This is a genomic window from Vibrio sp. 10N.247.311.14 (assembly GCF_041467715.1).
In the GTDB taxonomy this organism is placed as follows: domain Bacteria; phylum Pseudomonadota; class Gammaproteobacteria; order Enterobacterales; family Vibrionaceae; genus Vibrio; species Vibrio crassostreae_C.
On the sequence record NZ_JBFSVE010000008.1, the window covers coordinates 54,241 to 77,173 of the forward strand.

Below are 22,933 nucleotides of genomic sequence, written 5' to 3' on the forward strand. Positions count from 1 at the left end.
ATCTATTGTTCGTTTAAGTTCTTTAGCTAACTTCTAAATGGCGGCTTAAGCTGTTAACTCTGGCCAAAGCAGATCAAGATTTAAGTACTCTTCGATGGCATCAGCGATTCGATTAATACCCAGCTCTTTAAGCTGTTCGTGGTCAATCGCGGTCATATCGTTGGCTCCTGCCCATTCGCAAATAAGCGACAACGCATCACTGTTGTCGAATACGCCATGCAAGTAAGTACCAAAAATCGAGTTATCTTGATTCACAGCGCCATCTAGGCTGCCAGATTCTAACTGAACCGGTAAGGCTGTTTCTTTGACATCAGTCCTACCTACGTGGATTTCATACCCTTTTACTTGTGCTGTTTTGCCATCCAGCGTCATGGTGCCGCGTACGTTGGTTAAGGTTTTCTGCTGTGTAAGGGTCGTTTCAGTATCCAGATACCCTAACCCTTCGCTGCTGCCGGGTTCCCCTTCAACGCCATCAGGATCGTGGATGATGTTACCTAACATTTGGTAGCCACCGCAGATACCCATCACTTTGCCGCCTAAGCGCAGGTGGCGTTGAATATCTTTATCCCAGCCTTGTTCTTTTAGGTAATCCAAATCTGCTCTTACCGACTTTGTACCCGGCAAGATAATTAAATCAGCATTGTTTACACGTTCGCCTTTACCGACATAACGTAAATCAATCGAAGGATTCAATCTTAACGCGTCAAAGTCTGTATGGTTGCTGATTCGGGTTAGCACTGGCACCGCCACCTTAAGCTTAGCTTCTCCGTAAGACTCTTGAGCAGAGGTAATGGCATCTTCCGCTTCTAAGTTAAAACCATGCAGATATGGCAACACACCAATCACAGGCTTGCCGGTTTTTTCCTCTAGCCAATCTAGGCCAGATTGAAGCAGTGCGATATCGCCTCTAAAACGATTTATCACAAAGCCTTTTACACGAGCTTGTTCAGATTCAGACAATAGAGCTAATGTCCCGTAGAGATGCGCAAAAACGCCACCACGGTCAATATCAGCAACGATGATCACAGGGATGTCCGCTTTCTCAGCAAATCCCATGTTAGCGATATCATTTTCACGAAGATTGATTTCGGCTGGGCTCCCCGCACCTTCAATCATCACGCTTTCATATTCTTCAGAAAGTCGGTCAAACGAATCGATAACTGTATCCATCGCCACTTTCTTGTAATCATGATAACCCGTCGCTTCCATGTTGCTCAGCGCTCGGCCTTGCAAAATCACTTGCGCGCCGGTATCTGAGTTGGGCTTTAGCAATACAGGGTTCATGTGAACGGTTGGCTCTATATTACAAGCTTGCGCCTGAACCGCTTGAGCACGGCCAATTTCGCCACCATCTTTTGTCACAGCACTGTTCAACGCCATGTTTTGTGGCTTAAAAGGTGCCACTTTGATTCCTTTCCTTGCCAAAACACGGCATAAACCTGCCACCAAAACACTTTTTCCGGCATCTGACGTTGTCCCTTGAACCATAAGGGCACTTAATGGTGCTCGCATTTGTACTTAAATCCTTAATTTCTTAATTTCTTAATTTCTTAATTTCTTAATTTTCAATTTATAGCTGTGGGCAATATTTCTCTGCGACCATCTTAACGTCATTGCCGAGTAGATGCTCAATAAAATGAATGGAAAATGAATGTGTTACTCACTCTGGATTCAACCCCAGTGTTGTTTAATAGCTCCATCGAAACGAAGCTTGTGAACGATAACAGGCGCTTCAACAAAAAACGTACTAACGAAAAGAAACGTTTCAAATTCAGAAAAACGTTTCTACTAAAAACAACATTAAGGGATTCACCATGAAAAAAACTGTATTAGCTATCGCATCTACTATTATCCTTGCTCCTACTTTCGCAATGGCTAGTGACCACAACAGCAATAATAATGTCAACAGCAAGCACGAAAGCGCTATTGCTTATACTGGCCCAATTGAAACCGTTTCTGTTGCAACACTACTTGCCGACACAAGCATGTTCGCAGAGCAAGAAGCAATTGTGGATGGCAAGATCGTTCGTCAACTTAAGAATGACACGTTTGTCTTCTCTGATGGCCAGAGTGAAATTCAAATCGAACTTGATGATGATATCCGCCTAGCACAACCACTGACCGCTGATACAAAAGTTCGTATCTTCGGTGAATATGAAGGTGGTAAGACACCTGAAATCGAAGTGGACCACATCCAGATTCTATAAGCGATTAATATAAAAATACCGACTTCAAATAATTGGCCTGCATATTGCAGGCTTTTTTGTATTATACTGCCGCAAAATACAATTTATATGGAGTCACCATGCTAGGTTGCACGAATAAGACTGTCCTTTTAGGACTCGCTGCACTGTGTTCATTCTCTGCGTCTGCAAACAACTTTAACTACAACACATTCGAGCTGCGCATGGGTACTAGCCCAAGTACTTTCGGTGGTGAAGTCACAACAATGTTCACTCAGAACTCTCACTTTGTTGCTCGTATCGATTCAGAATTTGAAAGTGATTGGGATGCAGCGGTAGGTATGGGATTCAACGGCCCAATAAATCAATTTGCTGACGTTACTGGCCAAATGTTACTGCACAACATTGAACGTAATGACGATAACCACATCAAAACAGAAATCAACATTGGCTTGAGAGCTTGGTTAATGGCAAACGTTGAAGTTAACGCACGCCTTGGTCAACTGATCGACAACGATGACACTCGTTCAATTTTGGGTATCGGTGCTCGTTTCCATTCAACTGATCAACTGTCTGTTGGTCTTGATATGCGCAATAACGGCACATATGGCCACCAAATCTTAATGTCGGCTCGATTCGGATTCTAATCTAGATTTCAATTACTGAGTAATAAATAGCTAAACGTATTACATAGAAAAGCCCCGAACATATTAATGTTCGGGGCTTTTTTGTTTGTTAGTTTCGCTGGCTTTTAGTCGTTCACGACCTGAGCCAGCGACTTGCTTTATAAGCTAACCATCAGCATCTTTTTCTGGTGATCTAAGTACTCTTCATAAGTACCTTGGAAGCTCACTAGCTGTTGATCTTTTACATCGATGATGTGTGTTGCTAATGAAGAAACGAACTCTCGGTCATGGCTTACGAAGATAAGCGTGCCAGTGTAAACCTTCAACGCGTCGTTCAGGGCTTGGATTGCTTCCATGTCCATGTGGTTGGTTGGTTCGTCCATTACAAGCACGTTGATGTCTTGCATCATTAGCTTGCCGAATAACAGACGGTTCTTCTCACCACCAGAACAGTTACGCGCTTTTTTGTTCGCATCGTCAGCAGTAAACAATAGGCGACCTAGAATGCCACGTACCATAAGGTCATCGTGCTTCACTGTGCGCCATTGTGAGATCCAATCGAAGATGCTCAGGTCGTTATCAAAGTCAGACGTACTATCTTGTGGGCAGTAGCCTACAGATGCGTTTTCAGACCATTTTACGATACCTTCGTTTTGCTCTAGCTCTTGAACTAGGCAACGTAGCAGCGTGGTTTTACCTACACCGTTCTCACCGATAACCGCAAGACGAGTACCCGCTTCAAGCAGCAAGTTACCACCGGCAAACAATGTTTCGCCATCGAAGCCGTGACCAAGGTCTTGAAGTTCAAGCGCTTGACGGTGCAGTTTCTTACCTTCACCAAAATCAATAGATGGGCTCATACGGCTCGATGATTTCACTTCATCAAGCGTGATTTTGTCCATTTTCTTAGCGCGAGAGCTTGCTTGTTTTGCTTTAGATGCGTTAGCACCAAAACGGTTTACGAAATCTTGAAGCTCACTGATTTCAGCCGCTTTCTTAGCATTACTTGCTAGAAGTTGCTCACGAATCAAGCCTGATGCTTCTAGGAAGTACTCGTAGTTACCAGGGTAAACACGTAGCTCACCGTAGTCGATGTCTGCCATGTGTGTACACACAGAGTTCAGGAAGTGTCTATCGTGCGAAATGATGATCATTGTACATTTACGCTGGTTTAGCTCTTCAGCAAGCCAGTTGATCGTGTGAATGTCCAAGTTGTTGGTTGGTTCATCAAGAAGCAGGATATCTGGGTTTGCAAACAGAGCTTGTGCCAATAGCACACGCAGTTTCCAACCTGGAGCTACTTGCTGCATCAAGCCGAAATGGAACTCTTCTTCAATACCCGCTTGAATTAGGATGTCGCCAGCACGGCTTTCTGCTGTGTAGCCATCCATTTCCGCGAATTCGCTTTCAAGCTCAGCGACTTTCATGCCATCGTCTTCGCTCATTTCTGGCAAAGAGTAAATGCGGTCACGTTCTTGTTTTACTTCCCACAGCTTTCTGTCGCCCATGATCACAACGTCGATAACGCTGTACTGTTCGAAAGCGAACTGATCTTGGCTTAGCACACCCAGCTTTTCTCCTGGAGTGATAGAAACGTTGCCCGAGCTTGGCGTTAATGCGCCACTTAGGATTTTCATGAACGTTGATTTGCCGCAACCATTAGCGCCGATCAAACCATAACGGTTGCCGTTACCAAATTTAGCAGAGATGTTTTCAAACAGCGGCTCTGCGCCAAATTGCATTGTGATGTTCGCGGTAGATATCAAAGAACTAATTCCTAAGCGTGTACTGACAGATAATTATTAGGCTATTTCAAGAACCTAAATAAGAAGTACGAAAGTATGGATTAAACAAAAATCGAAGCGCGGATTATATAGAGATCTCGATCACGTTGTCGAGGCTAAACAGTAAACGAATAGTAAACATAGACCATTTAGATGCTTTTCATACGTTATGGGGTGTAAATAAAAAATCCCCACCAGCAGAACTGGTAGGGATTTCATTTATCAACACTAAAAGTCTTTTAAGCTCGTCACCTTTGAAACTATAGCTCTTCAAACGAAAAGCTTTGATGACGAGCAGAACTTGTTATTTAGTAATTTTCTTCTGAACGTATTTTTTGCTCACGTCGACAACCGCAACATCTCTAAAGAAGCTTCTACCCAACAGAAGTGGGAAAGAAAGATGCGTTCGGTCGGCTAGCGTAAATTCAGTTTTGTCTTTTAGATCGCCAATTTGAATCGAAGCTACAACCACAGCGCGTCGTTGTGTGCCTTCTGCGCTTGATTGCTTGATCTTAACCCAGCGTTCTACTGGTAAGCTGATCTCTTCAGTTGTAATTCCGTCGTGTTCAATCTTGAACTTAACCCAGTCTTTGCCGTCACGTTCAAAATCAACAATATCAACTGCACTGATTGAAGAGGTTGTTGCACCGGTATCGACACGTGCTTTAAACGCTTCTTTTAAACCAGGAACAAACACCCACTCTTCTTCACCAAGAATCAGTTTGCCGTCACTTGTTTTTCTAACCTTCTCTACTGGTTTTTCAACAGGTGCAGGTTTTACTTCCGGCTCAGTTGGTTTTACTTCTTCAGGCTTCTCAGTAGGTTCCGTTACTTTCTCGCCTTCTGTTGCGTCAGTTTTTGAAGAGTCATCCACAACAGGTTGTTCGATTTGAGGCTTTTGCTCTGGCTCAACAGGAGCTTGAGTTGTAGCCGAACAAGCAAACAGGCCACCACTTAGCATTAAAACTACAATCGCTTTCCAATTATACATTCAGTCACCTTCTATTTTGAAACGTTTGCTATCGCTTTTGCTACATAAGGAATATGAGATTCGGAAAGGCCTGCGATATTGATGCGTCCATCACCAACACCATAGACTCCATATTCTTCACGTAATTGATTCATTTGAGTTTCTTTAAAGCCTAGTACACTAAACATGCCTTTATGGCTTTCAATGAAGTCAAATTGTGACGTGTTATAAGTATTTCGCAATTCATCACATAAACTTTGGCGCAGATTCAACAAACGTTGCTGCATTTCACTCAATTCTTGCTTCCAAATCGAGGTTAGCTCTTGATTCTGAAGAATTGTTTTAACCAAAGCTGCACCATGATCTGGCGGCATTGTGTAAGTTGAACGAGCAAGCGTTAGAAGCTTACCTTTAGCATTGCCAACGTGTTCGCTGTTTTTGCCAATCACGATAGCGGCACCCGGTCTTTCACGGTATAAACCGAAGTTCTTCGAGCAAGATGTCGTAATCAACATCTCTTCGACGTTGTTAGCCATGTGTTGAAGACCTTTTGCGTCTTCTTCTAAGCCATCACCAAAGCCTTGGTAAGCAATATCAACGAACGGCAAGAAGCCATTTTTCTGCGATAGTTTGGTAATTTCCTGCCACGCCTCAAAGTCGATATCCGCACCCGTTGGGTTATGACAGCAACCGTGCAGTAGTACCACATCTGATGGACCCGCTTTTGAAAGGTCATCCAACATTCTTGCAGTATCAACTTGCTTCGTTTCAGGACTGAAGTAATTGTAATATCGAACTTTTAAGCCTGCCGCTTCCATCACCGGTTTGTGGTTAACGTAGCTTGGGTTTGAAATCCAAACCGTGGTGTCTGGTTGAGAAACTTTCATTAAGTCACCCAACATGCGAAGTGCACCACTTGCACCCGGTGTTTGAATCGCAGCAACGCGATCCATTGCAGAAGTCCCTTTAAGCAGCAGATCAACCATGCTCTGGTTGAACTCTTCACAGCCTGCTAGGCCAACGTAAGCTTTGGTTTTCTGCGTTTCAACAACGATATCTTGAGCCATAGAAACGGCTTTCATGATAGGTGTTTCGCCTTGGTCGTTTTTGTAAACGCCAATACCTAAATCGACTTTGTCAGTACGAGGGTCGCCACGGTAAGCGACAGAAAGAGATAAAATTGGATCTAAAGTTGGTTTTGGTAGATGTGAAAACATGAAAGTCACAACCCTTTGAAATTCAAGTAATGGCCTCCAAGTTATCATTTTATTTACAATTTAAGAAACAGAAATTCATCAAAGTTTTGATTTTTAGGAGATAACTCTAGTTGAGACTGGTGCAATCTAATATTCCCTATTCCATATAGTTCAATATTCAATCAATTTACAAATTTAGAACGTCATAAAATAAAAAAGCCTCAACAGAGAAGCTGAGGCTACTAATTTGCACTAATGTAGGTTGACGTTAACTAACGAAAGTCTACTAGAGTCGGAACCGATGGATGATTTGGTTTGAACTACCACGCCAATCCAACATTGGATCCGCTTTATCTTGTTCAAAACGACCATCAATCAAAGTATCTACGTATTCAAGTACTTGCTTTTGCTTTTCATCAAGCTCATCGAGCTCGTAACCCGTCCACATCCAGATGTCTTTGCCTTCACATTCTGCTTTTACGCGTTGAACAAGCTTAAGCACTTCAGATACGTTTGCAGGATGCAAAGGATCACCACCAGAAAGTGACAAGCCACGACGCTTAATTCGCGGATCATTGAGATCAGCGATAATGTGGTCTTGCAGTTCTTGAGTAAACAAATGCCCGGAGTCCAACCTTTGCGTTGATTGGTTATAACACCCGCGACACTGGTGTACACAACCCGACACAAACAAAGTGCAGCGTGTTCCAGGGCCATTTACAACGTCGATTGGGTGATATTGGTGATAATTCATAAGGCAGTATTGAAAACTCGTGATGGCTTAATGGTTTAACTCGAAAAGTAGCGAGAGTTGAAACAAATGAATTGGTATCGACATAGCGCCGATACCAAACATATTTCTTGAAACGTAGCTCTTCTAAGTAAGCTAGCTAATAATCTTAGAGCTTACTAAAGATGCTTCACGCGGCGTTTAACTTCTTCTTGCTTACCGAAGTTAAATGGTCGTGCATCTGGGCTACCAAGGTAACCACAAACACGGCGCGTCACCGATACTTTGGTTGAGTCATGGTTGCCACATTTAGGACACGTAAAGCCCTTACTTGTACAGTCGAACTCACCGTTGTAACCACATTCGTAACACTCATCAATCGGTGTGTTAGTGCCGTAGTAAGGAACACGTGTGTAGCTGTAATCCCATACGTTTTCTAGTGCTTCGATGTTCTTCTGCATGTTCGGGAATTCGCCGTAACAGATAAAACCACCGCTAGAAATTTCAGGATAAGGCATCTCGAAATCGATCTTGTCGTATGGGTTCACTGTCTTCTGCACATCTAAGTGGAAGCTGTTGGTGTAGTAACCACGGTCTGTTACGCCATCAATCACACCAAACTCTTTGGTGTCGATGCTGCAGAAACGGCTACATAGGTTTTCACTTGGTGTGCCGTATAGGCTGAATGCGTAACCTGTCTCTTTCGTCCAAGATTCCACTTCACGCTTCATGTACTCCACCAGCTCAAGCGCTTTAGCACGCATTTCGCCATCGTCGTACAGGTGAACGTCAGTACCGTAAAGCGCAGTCATTGCTTCGTGGATACCAATGTAACCAAGAGAAACAGAAGCACGGCCGTTCTTAAAGATATCAGCGATAGAGTCGTCTGCTTTCAAGCGAACGCCACATGCACCTTCCATGTATAGGATTGGAGCAACACGTGCTTTCACGTTTTCTAGACGAGAAATACGAGTTTCTAATGCACGACGAGCCAGCTTGAGTTTATCATCAAGCAGTTCGTAGAACTTAGCCATATCTTGTTTTGCGTTAATCGCAATACGTGGCAAGTTCAAGCTAACAACACCTAAGTTGTTACGGCCTTCGTGAATCAACTCACCATTTTCTTCGTAAGTATTCAAGAAGCTACGACAACCCATAGGAGTTTTAAATGACCCTGTCACTTCTACTACTTTGTCGTAGTTAAGAATGTCTGGGTACATACGCTTAGACGCACACTCTAGCGCTAATTGCTTGATGTCGTAGTTTGGATCTTGCTTCTGGTGGTTCAAACCATCTTTGATCGCAAATACCAGTTTAGGGAACACGGCTGTTTTACGGTTCTTACCCAAACCTGCAATGCGGTTTTTCAAGATTGATTGCTGAATCAATTTCGAGCCCCAGCTTTCACCTAAACCAAAACCAAACGTCACGAATGGTGTTTGACCATTAGCGGTGTGCAGCGTGTTTACTTCGTACTCCAGAGATTGGAACGCGTCGTAACACTCTTTCTCTGTGCGAGAGATAGCAAAAGCTTCTGGGCTATGAATGTCCCACTCTTTCGCTAGCGATAAGTGCTTCTCGTAGCTCGCCATAACGTAAGGTTCAAGAACCTCATCGATGCGGTTAATCGTTGTGCCGCCGTAGATGTGACTCGCCACTTGCGCGATGATCTGCGCGGTTACCGCTGTCGCCGTAGAAATAGACTTAGGTGTGTCGATTTCCGCGTTACCCATCTTGAAGCCATGCGTTAACATGCCTTTCAGATCGATAAGCATGCAGTTAAACATTGGGAAGAACGGTGCGTAGTCTAGATCGTGGTAGTGAATATCACCACATTCGTGAGCATGTACGATATCACGTGGCAAAATGTGAGTTTTCGCATAGTGTTTAGCCACGATACCCGCCAGCAGGTCACGCTGAGTTGGGATTACTTTGCCATCTTTGTTCGCGTTTTCATTGATTAGATCAACGTTGCTTTCTTCGATCAAACCTTCGATCTCACGAGTTAAAGCGCTTTGCTTCTCACGGGCGATGTCGCGGTCATGACGATATTCAATGTAGGCACGAGCCAGAGACTTGTATGGTCCCTGCATTAGCTCGTTCTCGACCATGGTTTGAATTTCAGAGATATGAACTTCATCGTAGTCTTCGAGCTTCAACTCAACTGCTAATGCCACATTCAGTGCATAAATAGCAATTTCCTTATCGGCTTTGTCTGATGCTGCTTCCACTGCAGCTTGGATGCGATCTCTACTGAATGGAGCTCTTGAGCCATCACGCTTGATTACGATTGATTTCACCACTTCTCCTTACTCTTGAGGTATTCACAGACTTATCCACAAACACACTATATAGAGCGATTTATCGTTTAACTAACACTAGATATTGTGGCGTATTTAACGAGAACCACCAACTTTGAGTATTGATTTGGATCAATAAAAAGAGAACGCTGACTAAGATCAATTCAATATTATTACGCTAGTTCTCAAGTCGAAAAGAAACAATGTAACAATAAAAAAACTCCTAAAAAGAGTTGAATTTTTGGTAAGTGTTGTAGGATAACGGCTCATCAATATTGGCAGACAAAATTAGGGATATTTGGCATGAAACGACTTCAAAACTGGATAATGTTAGGCTGCTTACTCAGTAGCCAGACATTTGCTGAACCTTTGACCATATCCAGTTGGAATATCGAATGGTTATCAACCAACGAGGCTGTGAATAAGTTTTCTGACAAACGTGATCAAGCTGATTTCGACAAACTCGCAACTTATTTTCAATCCTTAGACGCAGACGTGGTTGCGTTTCAAGAAGTCGATAACGTAAATGCCATTCAGCGTGTGGCTGGTGATCAATACAAGATATTGATGTCTGACCGGGCACTATCTAAGAACAGCAACCGCCAATTTAAAGAAGTGAACCAATACACGGGATTTGCAGTTCGTAAAGGAGTAGCCCTCACCGACTACGCTGACTTTCCGCTTGAAACCACATCCAACAGTAAACTTAGGTTTGCCAGCTATATCGTTGTAGAAACAAACTTTAAACCCATTCACATGTTGTCTGTGCATTTAAAGGCAGGTTGTAGCGGAGCGTATAAGTCCAACCGCGATTGCTCTCGTTTAAAAGAGCAAGCTCAGCAACTGAACAAGTGGATAAAGCAAAGAGAGCGCAATAACGAAGACTACGCCATTCTTGGCGACTTTAACCATAACCTCGCTTACTCACGAGATTGGATGTGGAAAGAGTTATCACAATATACTGATGCGCAGTTAGCGACACGAAAGACCCGTGCAGATTGTAAGGTACGCTCTAACCGCAACAATTATCGCACACATCAGTTCCGCTCTGTTATTGATCATATTGTGGTGAGTGAGTCGCTAAATGCTTCTCCTGCAAAGCAGAAGGTATTTGAAACACAAGATGTTCTGGACTACAAACTCAGCGACCACTGTCCAGTTTCAACGACTATTAAATAGTAGATTTTAGATAACAGCAGATTGTAGATAACTGAAAATAATAGAAACAGTAAATATAGAAAGAGGCTGACTGACTTTCGTGCTGAAAGCGAGTCAACCTCTATGCTTGGTCAGCTCAGAACGGATAACGTCAAAGCCAATGTAATCAGCTATAAGCTTGCTACTAACACGTTTTGTTCATACGATCCGCCAGCCACATTCCCACCAGCATGCTTATCATAAACACCCACACCGTCGGGTTGCCGCCACTTAGGCTGGTTACCGCAGGGCCTGGGCAAAAGCCTGCAATCCCCCAGCCTAAGCCAAACGCTGTAGATCCAAGAATCAGCTTTCTGTCTATCAACGGATTGTTACGGCTATCTAACGGCTCGCCATTGATGGCTTTAGCGCGCTTTTTAATGACCAGATGATAAAACGGAGCAAAGACCAATAGCGCGCCACCCATGACGAATGCCAAACTAATGTCCCAGTTACCGGTAATGTCTAAGAAGCCGAGTACCTTCTCAGGATCAACCATCCCTGAGATGATCATGCCAGAGCCAAAAAGAATACCTGCGACCAAACCGATAACGATAGTAAATGAAGCGTTTTTCATTATGCCCCCAAGCCAGTCAGATTCTTGATAAACACGGTTACGATTGCCACACCCATAAATACACAGGTCGCAACAATAGAACGTTTAGATAAACGAGCCATTCCGACAATGCCATGCCCGCTAGTACAACCGTTCGCTGTTTTAGTACCAAAGCCCACCAGAAGGCCAGCAATAATCACTAAAGCGAGATTCATCTCTTCTAACTGCGGAAGTTGGTAGCCCGTCGGAATTAATAGCCAACCACTTGCGACCATTCCCACAACAAAGGCGATACGCCAGTGTTTTTCGGTGTTTGCTGTATCCGCATCTTTACGTTCTTTGTTGCTGGTGCCAGTTGGCAATAATCGGCTGACAATGCCACTAATGCCAGCAACTCGACCAATCCCCAACATTAAAACAATGGCCGACACGCCTAACAACATGCCGCCGAAAAAAGCATCCCAAGGAATCAAACTAAGCACAAACCTCTCCTATCCACAAACATCATAAACTCATAACAACCTATAAATTAGAGTTTACTAATAAATATAAATTAGTCAATGCTAATGTACTGCGAGTATGTGTCGTTTTGTAAGTCTGGAATTAACAAGCGCCCTGCATGAAAAAAGCCCCTAGGCGTTAACCTAAGGGCTTATGATTTAATTCGGTTGTATTGGTTGTATTATGTAAGCTACTTAGTCTTGTTCTTTTCAGCTATCCACTGGGACATATACTTCGTGCTCGCCATGCTGTGGTGTTTGAGCATCGAACCAAAGAAGTTATCCAGTCGATGAGATTCAAGATCCGACTCTAACGCAATCAATCGCTCAATCAATGTGTCGCCCAGTTTATTCTGCTCGTAGTGCGCTTCAAGGATTGAATGACATCGGCTTTGTGCCTTAAGCCACTTCTCTTCATCTTTATAAAGGGCAACTGCAGCTTCAACAAATTCGTCGATATCATCAGCAACCGCACCTGGCCATTGCAGTTCTCCTTGTGGCAACATGCCTTCGCTGCCGATTTCACTGGTCACGTTCGGAGTCTGTAGCTTCATCGCATCAAGTAACTTGCCTTTAATGCCTGCGCCAAATCGTAAAGGTGCAACACACACACGAGCCTGCTCCATCACTTCTTGAGCGTCTTTCGCCCAACCTTTGATATGGAAACCGGTTTTTGGATTATGCAAAGCGGTTGCTTTCGGCGGCGGATAAGATCCGTAAATATGAAGTTCACTATCAGGCAACTGCTTACGAATCTTCGGCCAAATCTTCTGTAACTGAAGCACTGCATCCCAGTTAGGCGCATGTCTAAAATTACCTATCGTCATGAAATGCTTACGTTCTTCAAAGCTTTTCGTACTTTCAGGCAACGTGTTGAGATCAACCATGAACGGCAGGTGATGTAATAGTTTTGGATCGATATTGAACTCAGATTGGAGCAATTCCATCTCGTAACTTGAGATGATCAACGAAAGATCACAGCGCAGGATTGCAGCGATTTCACGTTTCGCCAAGTCACTGTACAGGTGCTCTTTCGTTAACTCTGTCTCTTTCTTAACAGCTTCATGTCGAGCATTGCGTAGGAATTGTAAATCTTCAGTATCCAGTAGCTTAAAGGCATTGGGACATACCTTCTCGACGCGCCAGCCGAATTGCTCTTCCATCATAAAACGGTCAAACATCACAACATCGGGCTGCAGCTCTTCAATGTAATCGTCAAAGCTATCGCAATTTAACTGTATAGATTGGCTTGTGATGCCCTCTTCAGAGAGATCAATCATGTGCTCGGTTTCTTGAGCGGGTGTTGCAAATTCAACTGACCAACCTTGTCTCTTAAATAGACGTAAAAGAGACATCATATGGCTGCCAGCCGCAGATGAATTCGGTTCTGGCCAAACGTAGCCAATTGCTAAAACTTTCTTCAAAATACTTCCTAAGAAATAACAAAAGGGCCACAGAAGCCCCTAATAAAACGTTAATCGAGTTATGCCGCTGATAATAATGGTTCTAAGAACTCAGCGATCAGATTCGTTCACCTACATTGCGAGCTATCATAAGCACTTCATCGGCTGAGTAAAAGTTTGAAATCGTGGTTTCGACTTGAGCGCCCAATGTCGACTGATAGAGCTTTTGTGCAAAGTTATCTGCTCTGGTGGTCACTAATACATGTTTTAGTGTCGAGCCCTGCTCTGATAGCTTCTGCTTCACTTGAGGCAAAGAGTCTAGAATCAGCTTTTTGCCCAATCCTTGCCCCTGAGCACTCGGTAACACAGCAAGTTGTTCTAGCTCCAAAACAGCTTCAGGCCTAAACCCACTCTTTTGAACCCAAATAATGTAGCCGACAATCTCGCCATCGCTTTCAGCAACAAAGTTAAGAAAGCGTGGCGCAGCATTTAAGTTACATTGTAACCAATTTTTTGAGTTTTGCTGTCGAACAAAAGTAGCTTGGTGAACTAAAGCCGCTCCATCGAGGTCGGCTTCTGTCATAAAACGAACTTGGGCCATGCTGCTACTCATTCTCAGAATTAGGACGCGTTTTACAGTGTAAAATGGCTCTCTCTAGAAGTTCTAATGCCGAGCTATCTGCTTCTGGAAGCTTAGCGTCCGATTGACCTAACGGCTCAACACGGCTACCCCACTTAATATGGCCTGCCCCCCAAGTTAAACCGGCACCGAATGCCGCCACAAGAATGTTTGAGTTAGGTTTAACAAAGCCTTGCTCTAACGATTCACACAATGCAATCGGCACAGTCGCAGCCGATGTGTTGCCGTAGTTTTGAATGTTCACAAACGCTTTCTCACGTTCAATGCCCGCCATATCACACAGAGTTTGAATAATTCGGATGTTCGCTTGGTGCGGAATCACAACATCGATGTTTTCAGTTGAGGTGCCAGTGCGACTCAATACTGTATGTGCTGCAGCGCCCATTCCTTTCACTGCACGCTTGAAGATCTCTTTACCAACGAAATCAAAATCCCAGTAACCGTTATCAGCAGCAAAGCGGTCCATAGACGTACCGAATTTTGGTACTGCTAGAATGTCACGGCCCTCTGCGTCACAACCGATTTGAGCTTCTTGTAAACCCACTTGTTCTTCAGTACGCGATAAAACCACAGCGCCAGCGCCATCACCGAATAAAACCGCAGTATCACGCTTGGTCCAATCGATGAAGAATGAAAGACGCTCTGCACCCACAACGATCGCATTGCGGTAGTTGCCCGCTTGAATCAATCGAGTTGCTGTTTCAACACCGTAGATAAAGCCTGTACACGCTGCATTAAGGTCAAAAGCTGCTGCGCTCTTGATGCCTAAGTTCTGTTGAACTTTAGACGCGGTATTTGGAATAAGAGAGTCTGGACTGCACGTCGCTACGATCACAAGATCGATATCTTCGGCTGTTAAACCAGCACACGCCATTGCATGTTGAGCAGCAACGGTCGCTAGCTCAGAGGTATTTACATGACTGATACGACGATTTTCGATACCAGTTCGAGTACGAATCCACTCGTCAGACGTATCAATGAAAGTGCTTAAATCATCATTGGATAGCACGGCTGGTGGCAGACACTTTCCCCAGCCCGTAATTTCAGCGTAAAATTTTGTCATCATTTACCTGTTTATTGTTTGTTTTTATTTGAGTATCTTATTCTTGTTTTAAACAGTATAAGCGTTCCGTACATGATTCGTAAATCGCGTTAGGCACGGAGACGCAATAAAAAGAGAAAGTTATGTCTACATTCAACACACGTTGCCCTTCTTGCGGTGGCGTAAACCGAGTTCCTTCAGAAAGAATTTCAGAAAGCCCTACTTGTGGTAAGTGCAAAAACGCACTTCTAGACGGTGCACCAATCGAAGGTACGTCACTGAATTTCCAATCAATTTTGAACAGTTCACAGCCTGTCGTTGTCGATTTTTGGGCGACATGGTGCAACCCATGTGTAGGTTTCGCACCTGTATTTAGCGATGTCGCTAAAGAGCGCGCTGGCGATGTTCGATTTGTTAAAATTGATACCGAAGCTCAACAGCAACTGGCGGCTATGTATCAAATCAGAAGCATCCCAACGGTGATGGTGTTCAAGAACGGTCAACGTGTTGATACGATTAACGGTGCACTGCCAAAAGGTCAATTTGATCAGTGGCTTAATCAAGCACTAACTAAGTAATACTATTGGTTAAGCTATTGATTTAGCATTACTTAATTCTAAGTAAGCACACAAAAATAGGTTAGAGAGTCTTACCAAATCAAGACTATCTAACCTACTGTTTTATTTATGGTTATCACCTAACTTCTTGAATAAAACTACAGCTTCGCCTTTCGCTTGAATATTAGATTCTTGCTTGCCAAACCCGTATTGCTGTTTGATTTGATCTGCGACTTTCTCAGCAATCATAATGGTTGGTGCATTGGTGTTTGCCCCAATCAGTGTCGGCATCACAGAAGCATCAATGACTCTCAAATTATCCAATCCATAAACTTTGAGATCTTTATCTACCACAGCTAAAGAATCGCTACTAGGTCCCATTTTACAGGTCCCGATCGGGTGATACTGAGTGTCTGCACGATTGCGAATATCTTGCTCGATAGCCTTGTCATCACTGGCGTCCACAGGGTAGAAAGCATTGCCTCGGATATCATCAAACGCGGAACTCTCTAACATTTGATACTGCTTCTTCCAGCCCTTAATCATGATCTCCATGTCTTCAGGATGACTGAAAAACGCAGGATCGATCTTAGGCGGATCATAGGGATCATTACTATTGAGCGTTACGGTGCCGTAGCTCTTCGGTCGCAATAAGGTGACATGAGAGGTAAAGCCATGACTGGTATGAATTTTTCTAGCATGGTCATCTACAACAGCGACCACAAATACAAACTCTAAATCCGGTACAGCGATATGATCTTCGGAACAGAGAAAGCCTATTCCCTCTGCAAAATTACTGCTCATTTTACCGCGGCGTTCTTTGCGCCATAGTGGTAAGGCTTTGGTCATTTCAGAGACCATTTGCAGCGAGATACCAAAAGTTTCACGCTTTTCACTGCATTTATACGAATGTACTAAGTCGATATGATCTTGAAGGTTCTTGCCCACTCCAGGTAATTCATGAACCTGTTCGATTCCATGTGTCTCTAGTTCAGTTTGAGCACCGACACCAGACAGTAACAGCAATTGGGGAGAACCAAACGCGCCAGCGGAAAGAATCACTTCTTTGTTGCATCGTATCTGATAACGCTTTCCGCTAGAACCATATTCAACCCCAATCGCCTTCTTGCCTTCAAACAAAACCTTATGTGTGGTGGCTTTAGTCACGACCGTGAGATTCGATCGTGAAAGGTTTGGCGTTAAGTAAGCCTTGGCAGCACTGCATCGTTCACCATTCAGCTGTGTTACCTGCGTCGGCATCGCCCCAAACTGAGCAGCGCCGTTAATATCCTCATTGCGAGGGACACCTATCGATTCACACGCCGTTAAATAACGTTCCAACATAGGGCTTGGCGATCTAAGATTGGCCACATTAAGAGGACCACCTTGGCCATGGAACTCATCTTGGTGGACTTCGTTGTTTTCTGCTTTCTTAAAGTAAGGCAAACAGGATTCATAGTTCCAGCCAGCATTGCCCAAGCTTTCCCATCTATCGTAGTCATAGCGATGTCCACGAGCGTACATCATGGCATTGATAGAGCTAGAACCGCCAAGTGTCTTACCTCTAGGCTGATAGCCTTTACGACCGTTCAAACCCGGCTGTTCAACCGTTTCGAATGCCCAATTATTGAGTTTGGTTGGCATCATCGCCACCACGCCAACGGGTGTGTGAATGAATGGGCTGGTGTCTTTACCACCCGCTTCTAACAAGCAAACCGTCACATCAGGATCTTCCGACAGCCGAGAAGCCATCACACACCCAGCTGAACCACCGCCAACAATAATAAAATCATAACTATCCATTTGCCATCTCCGCTATTTCTAGTGGGTGTAACTCACGCTTCAAGATTTTTCCGGTTGCTGTCATGGGTAAGGCTTTACGAATGAATACCTTACGCGGGTATTTGTAGTCGGCGAGTTGCTCACGACACCATGCTATCAAGGCGGCACTATCACATTGCGTATGTTCGTGAAGAACCACATGCGCGTGGATCTCCTCGCCTAAATGTTCATGATGCTCGCCTACCACCGCGACCATTTCGACATCGGGGTGACACATCAACACTTCTTCGACTTCACGTGGATAAACGTTGTACCCACCACGAATAATCATGTCTTTAACACGGTCAACAATGAACAAATTGCCATGCTCATCGACGCGACCGATATCTCCCGTTAAGAACCAACCATCACGAATAGATTCAGCTGTCGCCTCTGGCCTTTGATAATAGCCTTTCATCACACTTGGGCTTTTAATGCAGACTTCGCCGAGTTCACCCATAGCGACAGAGTTGCCTTGTATATCAGTAATCTTGATGAGGTGGCCACATAAAGGCTGACCGACACTACCCGATAAACGATCGCCATCAATATGATTAAAGGTCGCAACCGGCGCCGTTTCCGAGAGCCCATAACCTTCTAAGACTGGTAATTCAAAACGAGATTCAAACTGTCGTATAACCTCAAGCGGCATAGAAGCACCGCCAGAAACACCTAACCTCAAGCTGTGTTTAACCTGTTCAGAGCGTTTGCTTGTGTTTTCTAAACTATCAGAAGACTCTTCTCCCGCCTTTAATAGCGCGATATACATAGTAGGAACACCCGCAAACACGCTGACTTTATGGCTAATGATCTGTTCAATAACCAATGACGGTTCAAAACGAGGAATCAACACCATGGTGGACCCTGTTAGCACACTCGCGTTCATCATCACCGTCTGACCGAAGCTATGAAATAAAGGCAGTGTAGCCATTGTGGTGTCGCTGTACTCCAATCTCATTAGATACTGTGACGACATCGCATTGGTTTGCATGTTGGTGTGGGAAAGCTCAGCCCCTTTTGGTTGACCCGTCGTGCCAGAGGTATAAAGGATCACAGCGGTATCATCGCCATGACAAGCCACAGACTCAAAAGGAGTAAAAGGTTGTGCCAACCAATCAGCGATTGATTCATGCTCCCCATTACTTTCTAAAGTAGTGTCTGTGTTTGTTGGGATAGGCATCTCGACAAAGTGTTCACAGTGGTTTGCCTGCTCAAAACCTTGTAAACCATAGCGACCAATTGGAAGCTCTTCACTGCCGTCAAAACATAAATAGGCCTTCGCGTTAGAGTCATTAAGGTGATAAGCGATCTCTCTGGCCTTGAATAGCACGTTCAAAGGCACGACTACACAACCCGCTTTTAGAATCCCGTAATAGGCTATCGGAAAGTAAGTCACGTTCGGGCATGACAACGCTACCTTATCTCCGTTCTGCAACCCAAGTCTTTTCAAGTTAGCAGCCACGTTTCCAGAAAGTTGTTCTAACTGAGAAAAACTGATTTCATCCGATCCCATACGCAGAGCGGCTTTAGTTGGAAAAAGCGAAGCGCTACGCTCCAAATTAACAGCAAGATTGTGCATCCATGATCTCCTTGTGCGGCTTAGACCTGTTTGTGACGGTCACCGTAGACGTTCTAATCGTTGTAATAAGTCTCTTTCTTGTCATCACGAGCCTGCACATTGGTGTGTCATGTAGATAAGAGTCGTTATTGAGCAAAATGTTTGAGACGCTCCAATGTGCAGCCCAATAAATTACAACATTTCGATAACATTTCGAACAGGTTTCAAAAAGACAAAAACCGGTGATATTCGGACACGACCTGTGTAAGCCCAATAAAACCTTGCACACATAAACCAAAATTTGGAACAAGCTTGCGAAAGTGAGAACAAGCAACAGGCGTAAATGTTAAAAGTTCGGTTAAGATATCGATATTCAAGAAGAGGCAGCTTATGGAATACACCGCAGTTTACGAACCCGACATGCAAGCATTCGGCATTCTGGATCTTCAGTTGCTGCATCGTTACCTGTCGCCTGTTCTCAGTATCGAAGAGTTGCTCGAAGGCAGTAACATCGATGCTCTCCAACTCAACACACCCGATACACACATCACTTTGGCGCAAAAGCTTGCTGTGTTCAGTAATGCGTTAGCGAATTCCAACGAAGACGGATTGGGGCTTAAAGTTGGCCAACAAGCGAGGTTCAGCGATTTCGGCGTGCTCGGTTATGCGGTGTTTAGCAGCGAAACACTACTCGATGCCTTTTTAATCGGGTTTAAGTATCTGCAACTTGCTGGCCCTGTCCTCAGGAAAACCATGTCTGTAGAAGACAACATTGGTTACTTTCGCGCAGAGCAACTTATCGAACTCGATTCTTTACTGCCCTTTTGTTGTGAATACTGGTTCGCGGCGATACACAGTTTGTGCGAAGAGGTCTTACAGCAGCCCTTTCCTTCTCAAGTGATCCGCTTCCCCTATCCAAAACCTGAATACGGCGATCTATACACAGAGATTTTCCGCTGCCCGGTTGAATTCAATAGTGACCAGCTTGAATGGGAGTTCGACGCAACCACCTTGTATTCATCTCTTCCTACCGCCAACCCCATCACTTTACAGATGTGCTTAAAATCGTGTGATGACATGTTGGCAAAAGTCAGTGCACCCAGTAGCCTCAAAGAGAAAGTCTCTCAGATGCTGATTGAAAGGCCAGGATGTTACCCTTCTATAGAATCCATTTCTTCAGAACTGGGCATGTCTTCTCGAACTCTGCGTCGTCACCTGAAAGCAGCGGATACGAGCTATCAGAAGATACTGGACCATGTTCGCTTTCACCTTTCCCGGCACTACCTTTCTTCAACTCGAATGAGTATTGAAGAGATATCTGAACGAGTTGGCTTTTCTGATAGCGCTAACTTTCGTCATGCCTTTCGTAAGTGGAGTGGAAGCTCGCCACGTCAATACCGTAAAGAAACGGTCTAACACTTAAAATCCCACTCAATCCAAATCATAAAAAGACAATCACGCTGCAATCTTTTTCTAAATTAAACCACCAATGAACAACGGCTTAACGACTTTTTGCCCGCATAAAATCTCGCCAAACCACCAAATATCGCAACCGTATTTTAGTTTAGTTGGTCGATAAATTTCTTTTATCTTAACGACCATTTTTATTTGTTTTACCCAATTCAGTTTCTCCCCCATAGTCGCGGAAAATTCATCGTTTCTTTTACTATCAGAGGCTCCTGCATTGGACAACATCCAACCAACAACTCGCATAACTGTTCCTGTTATTGCATTGTCTTTTTACGCGATCGCTTCAGGCTACTTAATGAGTTCATTACCATTAATGCTGTCTGAGTATGGCTTAGACAAAGATCTATCGAGTTGGTTGGCGAGTGCATTCTATGCAGGTCTACTGGCTGGTACATTATTGATTGAACGTGCCATTGCGCGTGTTGGCCACAAAGACGCGTTCGTCATCGCATTGAGTGTGTTCATCGCAACGATCCTTGTATTGCCATTGATCCCACACCAAGCAGTATGGCTACTAGCTCGCTTTGTGGCTGGTGTGGCGGTTGCAGGTATCTTCGTGATTGTAGAGTCTTGGCTAATGAGCGGCGACGAGTCACAACGCGCAAAACGTCTCGCTATCTACATGTGTTCACTGTACGGCGGTTCTGCAGTTGGTCAGCTTGGTATCGGTTACCTAGGTATTACTGGTGGCGTACCTTTCATCGCAATGTTCACCCTTCTGTTTGGTGCGATCATTGTGCTGATGTACGGACAAGCAACTCCACCACAGATCCACGATGCGCAATCTTTGTCTTTAAAGCAGATCAGCAAATTAAGCCACAGCGCGCTAATTGGCTGCATTGTTTCCGGATTAACGCTAGGTGCGATTTACGGCTTGATGCCAGTTGAACTTGCTCAACGTAACATTGCACACGAAGACATTGGTGGTTTGATGGCTTTGGTTATCATGGGTGGTATGGCTGTACAGCCGATGGTGACTTGGTTATCTCACCACGTAGGACAAGTGTTATTAATGGCTTTGTTCTGCCTGCTAGGGGTTGCAAGCATTGGTGTGCTGACTATCAATCACGATTTCTACGTACTAGGCATGAGCTTGTTCGTATTAGGCATGGCCACATTTGCGCTATACCCAATCGCGATTAACTTAGGTTGCCGTAACCTTGACCCAAGCTACTTGGTGTCAGTGACTCAAATCATGCTACTTTGCTACAGCATCGGTTCTGTTGCGGGACCAATCATTGCAGACAGCTTTATGGATTCACAAGCAGGATTGTTCACTTACCTGTTCGCGTCTCTACTTGCTACAACGATCTACATGTTGATTGCTAGCCTAAAGCGCTCTCACCTACAGATTGCAGGCGAGTAAGCTTAAATAGACAGACACTAGATGCGTGTCATTAGGGCTCCGAGTTCAGACTTTATGTCTAAGCGAAGGGCCCTTTTCAACTCATGCCTATATGTAACCTTCTTCTCCCACACTTCTCATTTCATCGTGCAAGGCTAACCAAGAAGTCGATGGCTCTTTCGATATTGACTGGGTGATAAACCGAAATGCTTTTTGAAACGATGCGAAAAGTTATAAGGATCTTTGTAGCCTAAGCGATTAGCAATCATAGAAACTGACCAATCTTGATATTTCAGTAGACTGGTGGCTTTGTCCATGCGTAATTGAATCAATTTACTGCGTGGTGAGAGGTTGAATAGCGTCTTGGTGACTCTATTGAGTTGCTCTTCACTGATAAACACTCTTTCAGCCATCCCTGCCACTGTCCATGGCTGATGCAGACTACTTTCAATTTCGTTATAGAGCGCTTGAACACGTGCAGTGGTGCTGGTCGACTTAGGCTCAAACCCCGTCAATGTTCGGATAATTTCACTCAAGAGTAACTTACGGTAACTGGCTCTACCGCCTATCTCAAAGTAAACCAAGTTCATTAATGACCAGATCTGCTCACACTCTCCAAAAGGCACAATCCCCTGTCCTAAACTTGCTATGTGCTGCCATTGCTTGGTGTCAGGCGTCAGCATCCACGCCATTTTCCAATAATTATATTGAGGATCGAGTTCAAAACGAAATGGGGTTTCAGCAGGAAGCACCACGAGTGTATAAGGTGTAATCGCTTGGACCGATGTTGCGGTTGTTAGAATGCCGCCACCTTCCATAGTGAAAATCAACGTATGAACATTAACGGATTCGCGCTCAACCCAGTAGCCATCATATAGCTTCGCCATGCCGCCCATATAGACACCAAAGCTTTTCATCTCTGGAATATCTTCAACGGTCAAAAAACGTTCTTTGCACTGTTCAGCGAGAAAAACATCATCATGCCAAGTTGATTTTGGTCTCATTGAATCAATGACGGATTCGCACAGGTTTTGTTGTTTTTTAAACATGTTGTT

General features: G+C 44.3%; 21 protein-coding genes. 6 read left to right on the forward strand and 15 right to left on the reverse strand.

Annotation, left to right across the window (positions count from 1 at the left end):
* Positions 1-45 precede the first annotated feature (45 nt).
* Positions 46-1,512: a cobyric acid synthase gene (locus AB6F11_RS04640; protein WP_104216040.1), complete on the reverse strand. Its 1,467-nt coding sequence runs from the start codon at positions 1,510-1,512 to the stop codon at positions 46-48.
* A 302-nt stretch (positions 1,513-1,814) separates the two neighbouring features.
* Here AB6F11_RS04640 and AB6F11_RS04645 point away from each other — a divergent pair, with 302 nt between their 5' ends.
* Positions 1,815-2,207: a YgiW/YdeI family stress tolerance OB fold protein gene (locus AB6F11_RS04645; protein WP_104216039.1), complete on the forward strand. Its 393-nt coding sequence runs from the start codon at positions 1,815-1,817 to the stop codon at positions 2,205-2,207.
* Between the two features lie 98 nt (positions 2,208-2,305).
* A complete protein-coding gene (locus AB6F11_RS04650) occupies positions 2,306-2,830 on the forward strand; it encodes a hypothetical protein (RefSeq protein WP_102394374.1) in 525 nt (174 codons plus the stop codon).
* 137 nt (positions 2,831-2,967) lie between these two features.
* On the opposite strand, the gene AB6F11_RS04655 is transcribed toward AB6F11_RS04650, so the two are convergent.
* The 5 genes from AB6F11_RS04655 to nrdD all read right to left on the reverse strand — a co-directional run bounded on the left by AB6F11_RS04655 (position 2,968) and on the right by nrdD (position 9,789).
* Positions 2,968-4,575 carry an ABC-F family ATPase gene (locus tag AB6F11_RS04655; protein ID WP_080582218.1) on the reverse strand — a complete coding sequence of 536 codons (1,608 nt, stop codon included), beginning with the start codon at positions 4,573-4,575 and terminating at the stop codon, positions 2,968-2,970.
* A 322-nt stretch (positions 4,576-4,897) separates the two neighbouring features.
* Positions 4,898-5,584, reverse strand: a complete 687-nt coding sequence (locus AB6F11_RS04660; RefSeq protein ID WP_017069095.1) for an ATP-dependent zinc protease — start codon at positions 5,582-5,584, stop codon at positions 4,898-4,900.
* Between the two features lie 11 nt (positions 5,585-5,595).
* Positions 5,596-6,780: an amino acid aminotransferase gene (locus AB6F11_RS04665; protein ID WP_104216038.1), complete on the reverse strand. Its 1,185-nt coding sequence runs from the start codon at positions 6,778-6,780 to the stop codon at positions 5,596-5,598.
* Positions 6,781-7,045: 265 nt separating this feature from the next.
* Positions 7,046-7,513: an anaerobic ribonucleoside-triphosphate reductase-activating protein gene (gene nrdG, locus AB6F11_RS04670; RefSeq protein ID WP_104216037.1), complete on the reverse strand. Its 468-nt coding sequence runs from the start codon at positions 7,511-7,513 to the stop codon at positions 7,046-7,048.
* Between the two features lie 155 nt (positions 7,514-7,668).
* Positions 7,669-9,789, reverse strand: coding sequence for an anaerobic ribonucleoside-triphosphate reductase (nrdD, locus tag AB6F11_RS04675; protein ID WP_102394372.1), 2,121 nt, complete (start codon positions 9,787-9,789; stop codon positions 7,669-7,671).
* Positions 9,790-10,092: 303 nt separating this feature from the next.
* Here nrdD and AB6F11_RS04680 point away from each other — a divergent pair, with 303 nt between their 5' ends.
* Positions 10,093-10,968, forward strand: coding sequence for an endonuclease/exonuclease/phosphatase family protein (locus AB6F11_RS04680; RefSeq protein WP_017064569.1), 876 nt, complete (start codon positions 10,093-10,095; stop codon positions 10,966-10,968).
* Positions 10,969-11,131: 163 nt separating this feature from the next.
* Here the strand turns inward: AB6F11_RS04680 and AB6F11_RS04685 are convergent, their stop codons facing one another.
* The 5 genes from AB6F11_RS04685 to AB6F11_RS04705 all read right to left on the reverse strand — a co-directional run bounded on the left by AB6F11_RS04685 (position 11,132) and on the right by AB6F11_RS04705 (position 15,148).
* On the reverse strand, positions 11,132-11,563 hold the full coding sequence (locus AB6F11_RS04685; RefSeq protein ID WP_016787649.1) for a YeeE/YedE family protein: 432 nt from the start codon (positions 11,561-11,563) through the stop codon (positions 11,132-11,134).
* The gene (locus tag AB6F11_RS04690) at positions 11,563-12,024 is read right to left on the reverse strand and encodes a YeeE/YedE family protein (RefSeq protein ID WP_010429747.1); all 462 of its coding nucleotides are present in this window, start codon (positions 12,022-12,024) and stop codon (positions 11,563-11,565) included. Before AB6F11_RS04690 ends, AB6F11_RS04685 begins: the two co-directional genes overlap by 1 nt.
* 209 nt (positions 12,025-12,233) lie before the next feature.
* A complete protein-coding gene (locus AB6F11_RS04695; protein ID WP_104216036.1) occupies positions 12,234-13,466 on the reverse strand; it encodes a glycosyltransferase in 1,233 nt (410 codons plus the stop codon).
* 97 nt (positions 13,467-13,563) lie between these two features.
* Positions 13,564-14,028 (reverse strand): GNAT family N-acetyltransferase, encoded by a 465-nt coding sequence (locus AB6F11_RS04700; protein WP_029235379.1) that lies wholly within the window; start codon positions 14,026-14,028, stop codon positions 13,564-13,566.
* Positions 14,029-14,050: 22 nt separating this feature from the next.
* Positions 14,051-15,148 carry a ketoacyl-ACP synthase III gene (locus AB6F11_RS04705; protein WP_102394370.1) on the reverse strand — a complete coding sequence of 366 codons (1,098 nt, stop codon included), beginning with the start codon at positions 15,146-15,148 and terminating at the stop codon, positions 14,051-14,053.
* Between the two features lie 122 nt (positions 15,149-15,270).
* On the opposite strand from AB6F11_RS04705, the gene trxC reads away from it, so the two are divergent.
* Positions 15,271-15,705 (forward strand): thioredoxin TrxC, encoded by a 435-nt coding sequence (gene trxC, locus AB6F11_RS04710; RefSeq protein ID WP_017060125.1) that lies wholly within the window; start codon positions 15,271-15,273, stop codon positions 15,703-15,705.
* Positions 15,706-15,807: 102 nt separating this feature from the next.
* On the opposite strand, the gene AB6F11_RS04715 is transcribed toward trxC, so the two are convergent.
* Together AB6F11_RS04715 and AB6F11_RS04720 are read right to left on the reverse strand one after the other, a co-directional pair.
* On the reverse strand, positions 15,808-17,487 hold the full coding sequence (locus tag AB6F11_RS04715; protein ID WP_104216035.1) for a GMC family oxidoreductase: 1,680 nt from the start codon (positions 17,485-17,487) through the stop codon (positions 15,808-15,810).
* Positions 17,480-19,084, reverse strand: a complete 1,605-nt coding sequence (locus tag AB6F11_RS04720) for a long-chain fatty acid--CoA ligase (protein ID WP_065584942.1) — start codon at positions 19,082-19,084, stop codon at positions 17,480-17,482. Before AB6F11_RS04720 ends, AB6F11_RS04715 begins: the two co-directional genes overlap by 8 nt.
* Before the next feature lie 369 nt (positions 19,085-19,453).
* On the opposite strand from AB6F11_RS04720, the gene AB6F11_RS04725 reads away from it, so the two are divergent.
* Entirely contained in the window at positions 19,454-20,479 is a 1,026-nt protein-coding gene (locus AB6F11_RS04725) for an AraC family transcriptional regulator (protein ID WP_102394369.1), read from the forward strand.
* 57 nt (positions 20,480-20,536) lie between these two features.
* Here AB6F11_RS04725 and AB6F11_RS04730 read toward each other — a convergent pair whose 3' ends face one another.
* Complete coding sequence (locus AB6F11_RS04730; protein WP_017060129.1) at positions 20,537-20,776, reverse strand: hypothetical protein; 240 nt, start codon at positions 20,774-20,776, stop codon at positions 20,537-20,539.
* On the opposite strand from AB6F11_RS04730, the gene AB6F11_RS04735 reads away from it, so the two are divergent.
* On the forward strand, positions 20,748-21,899 hold the full coding sequence (locus AB6F11_RS04735; RefSeq protein WP_102320790.1) for an MFS transporter: 1,152 nt from the start codon (positions 20,748-20,750) through the stop codon (positions 21,897-21,899). The genes AB6F11_RS04730 and AB6F11_RS04735 overlap by 29 nt on opposite strands.
* 134 nt (positions 21,900-22,033) lie before the next feature.
* Here AB6F11_RS04735 and AB6F11_RS04740 read toward each other — a convergent pair whose 3' ends face one another.
* Positions 22,034-22,927: an AraC family transcriptional regulator gene (locus AB6F11_RS04740; protein ID WP_017060977.1), complete on the reverse strand. Its 894-nt coding sequence runs from the start codon at positions 22,925-22,927 to the stop codon at positions 22,034-22,036.
* Positions 22,928-22,933: the final 6 nt, after the last annotated feature.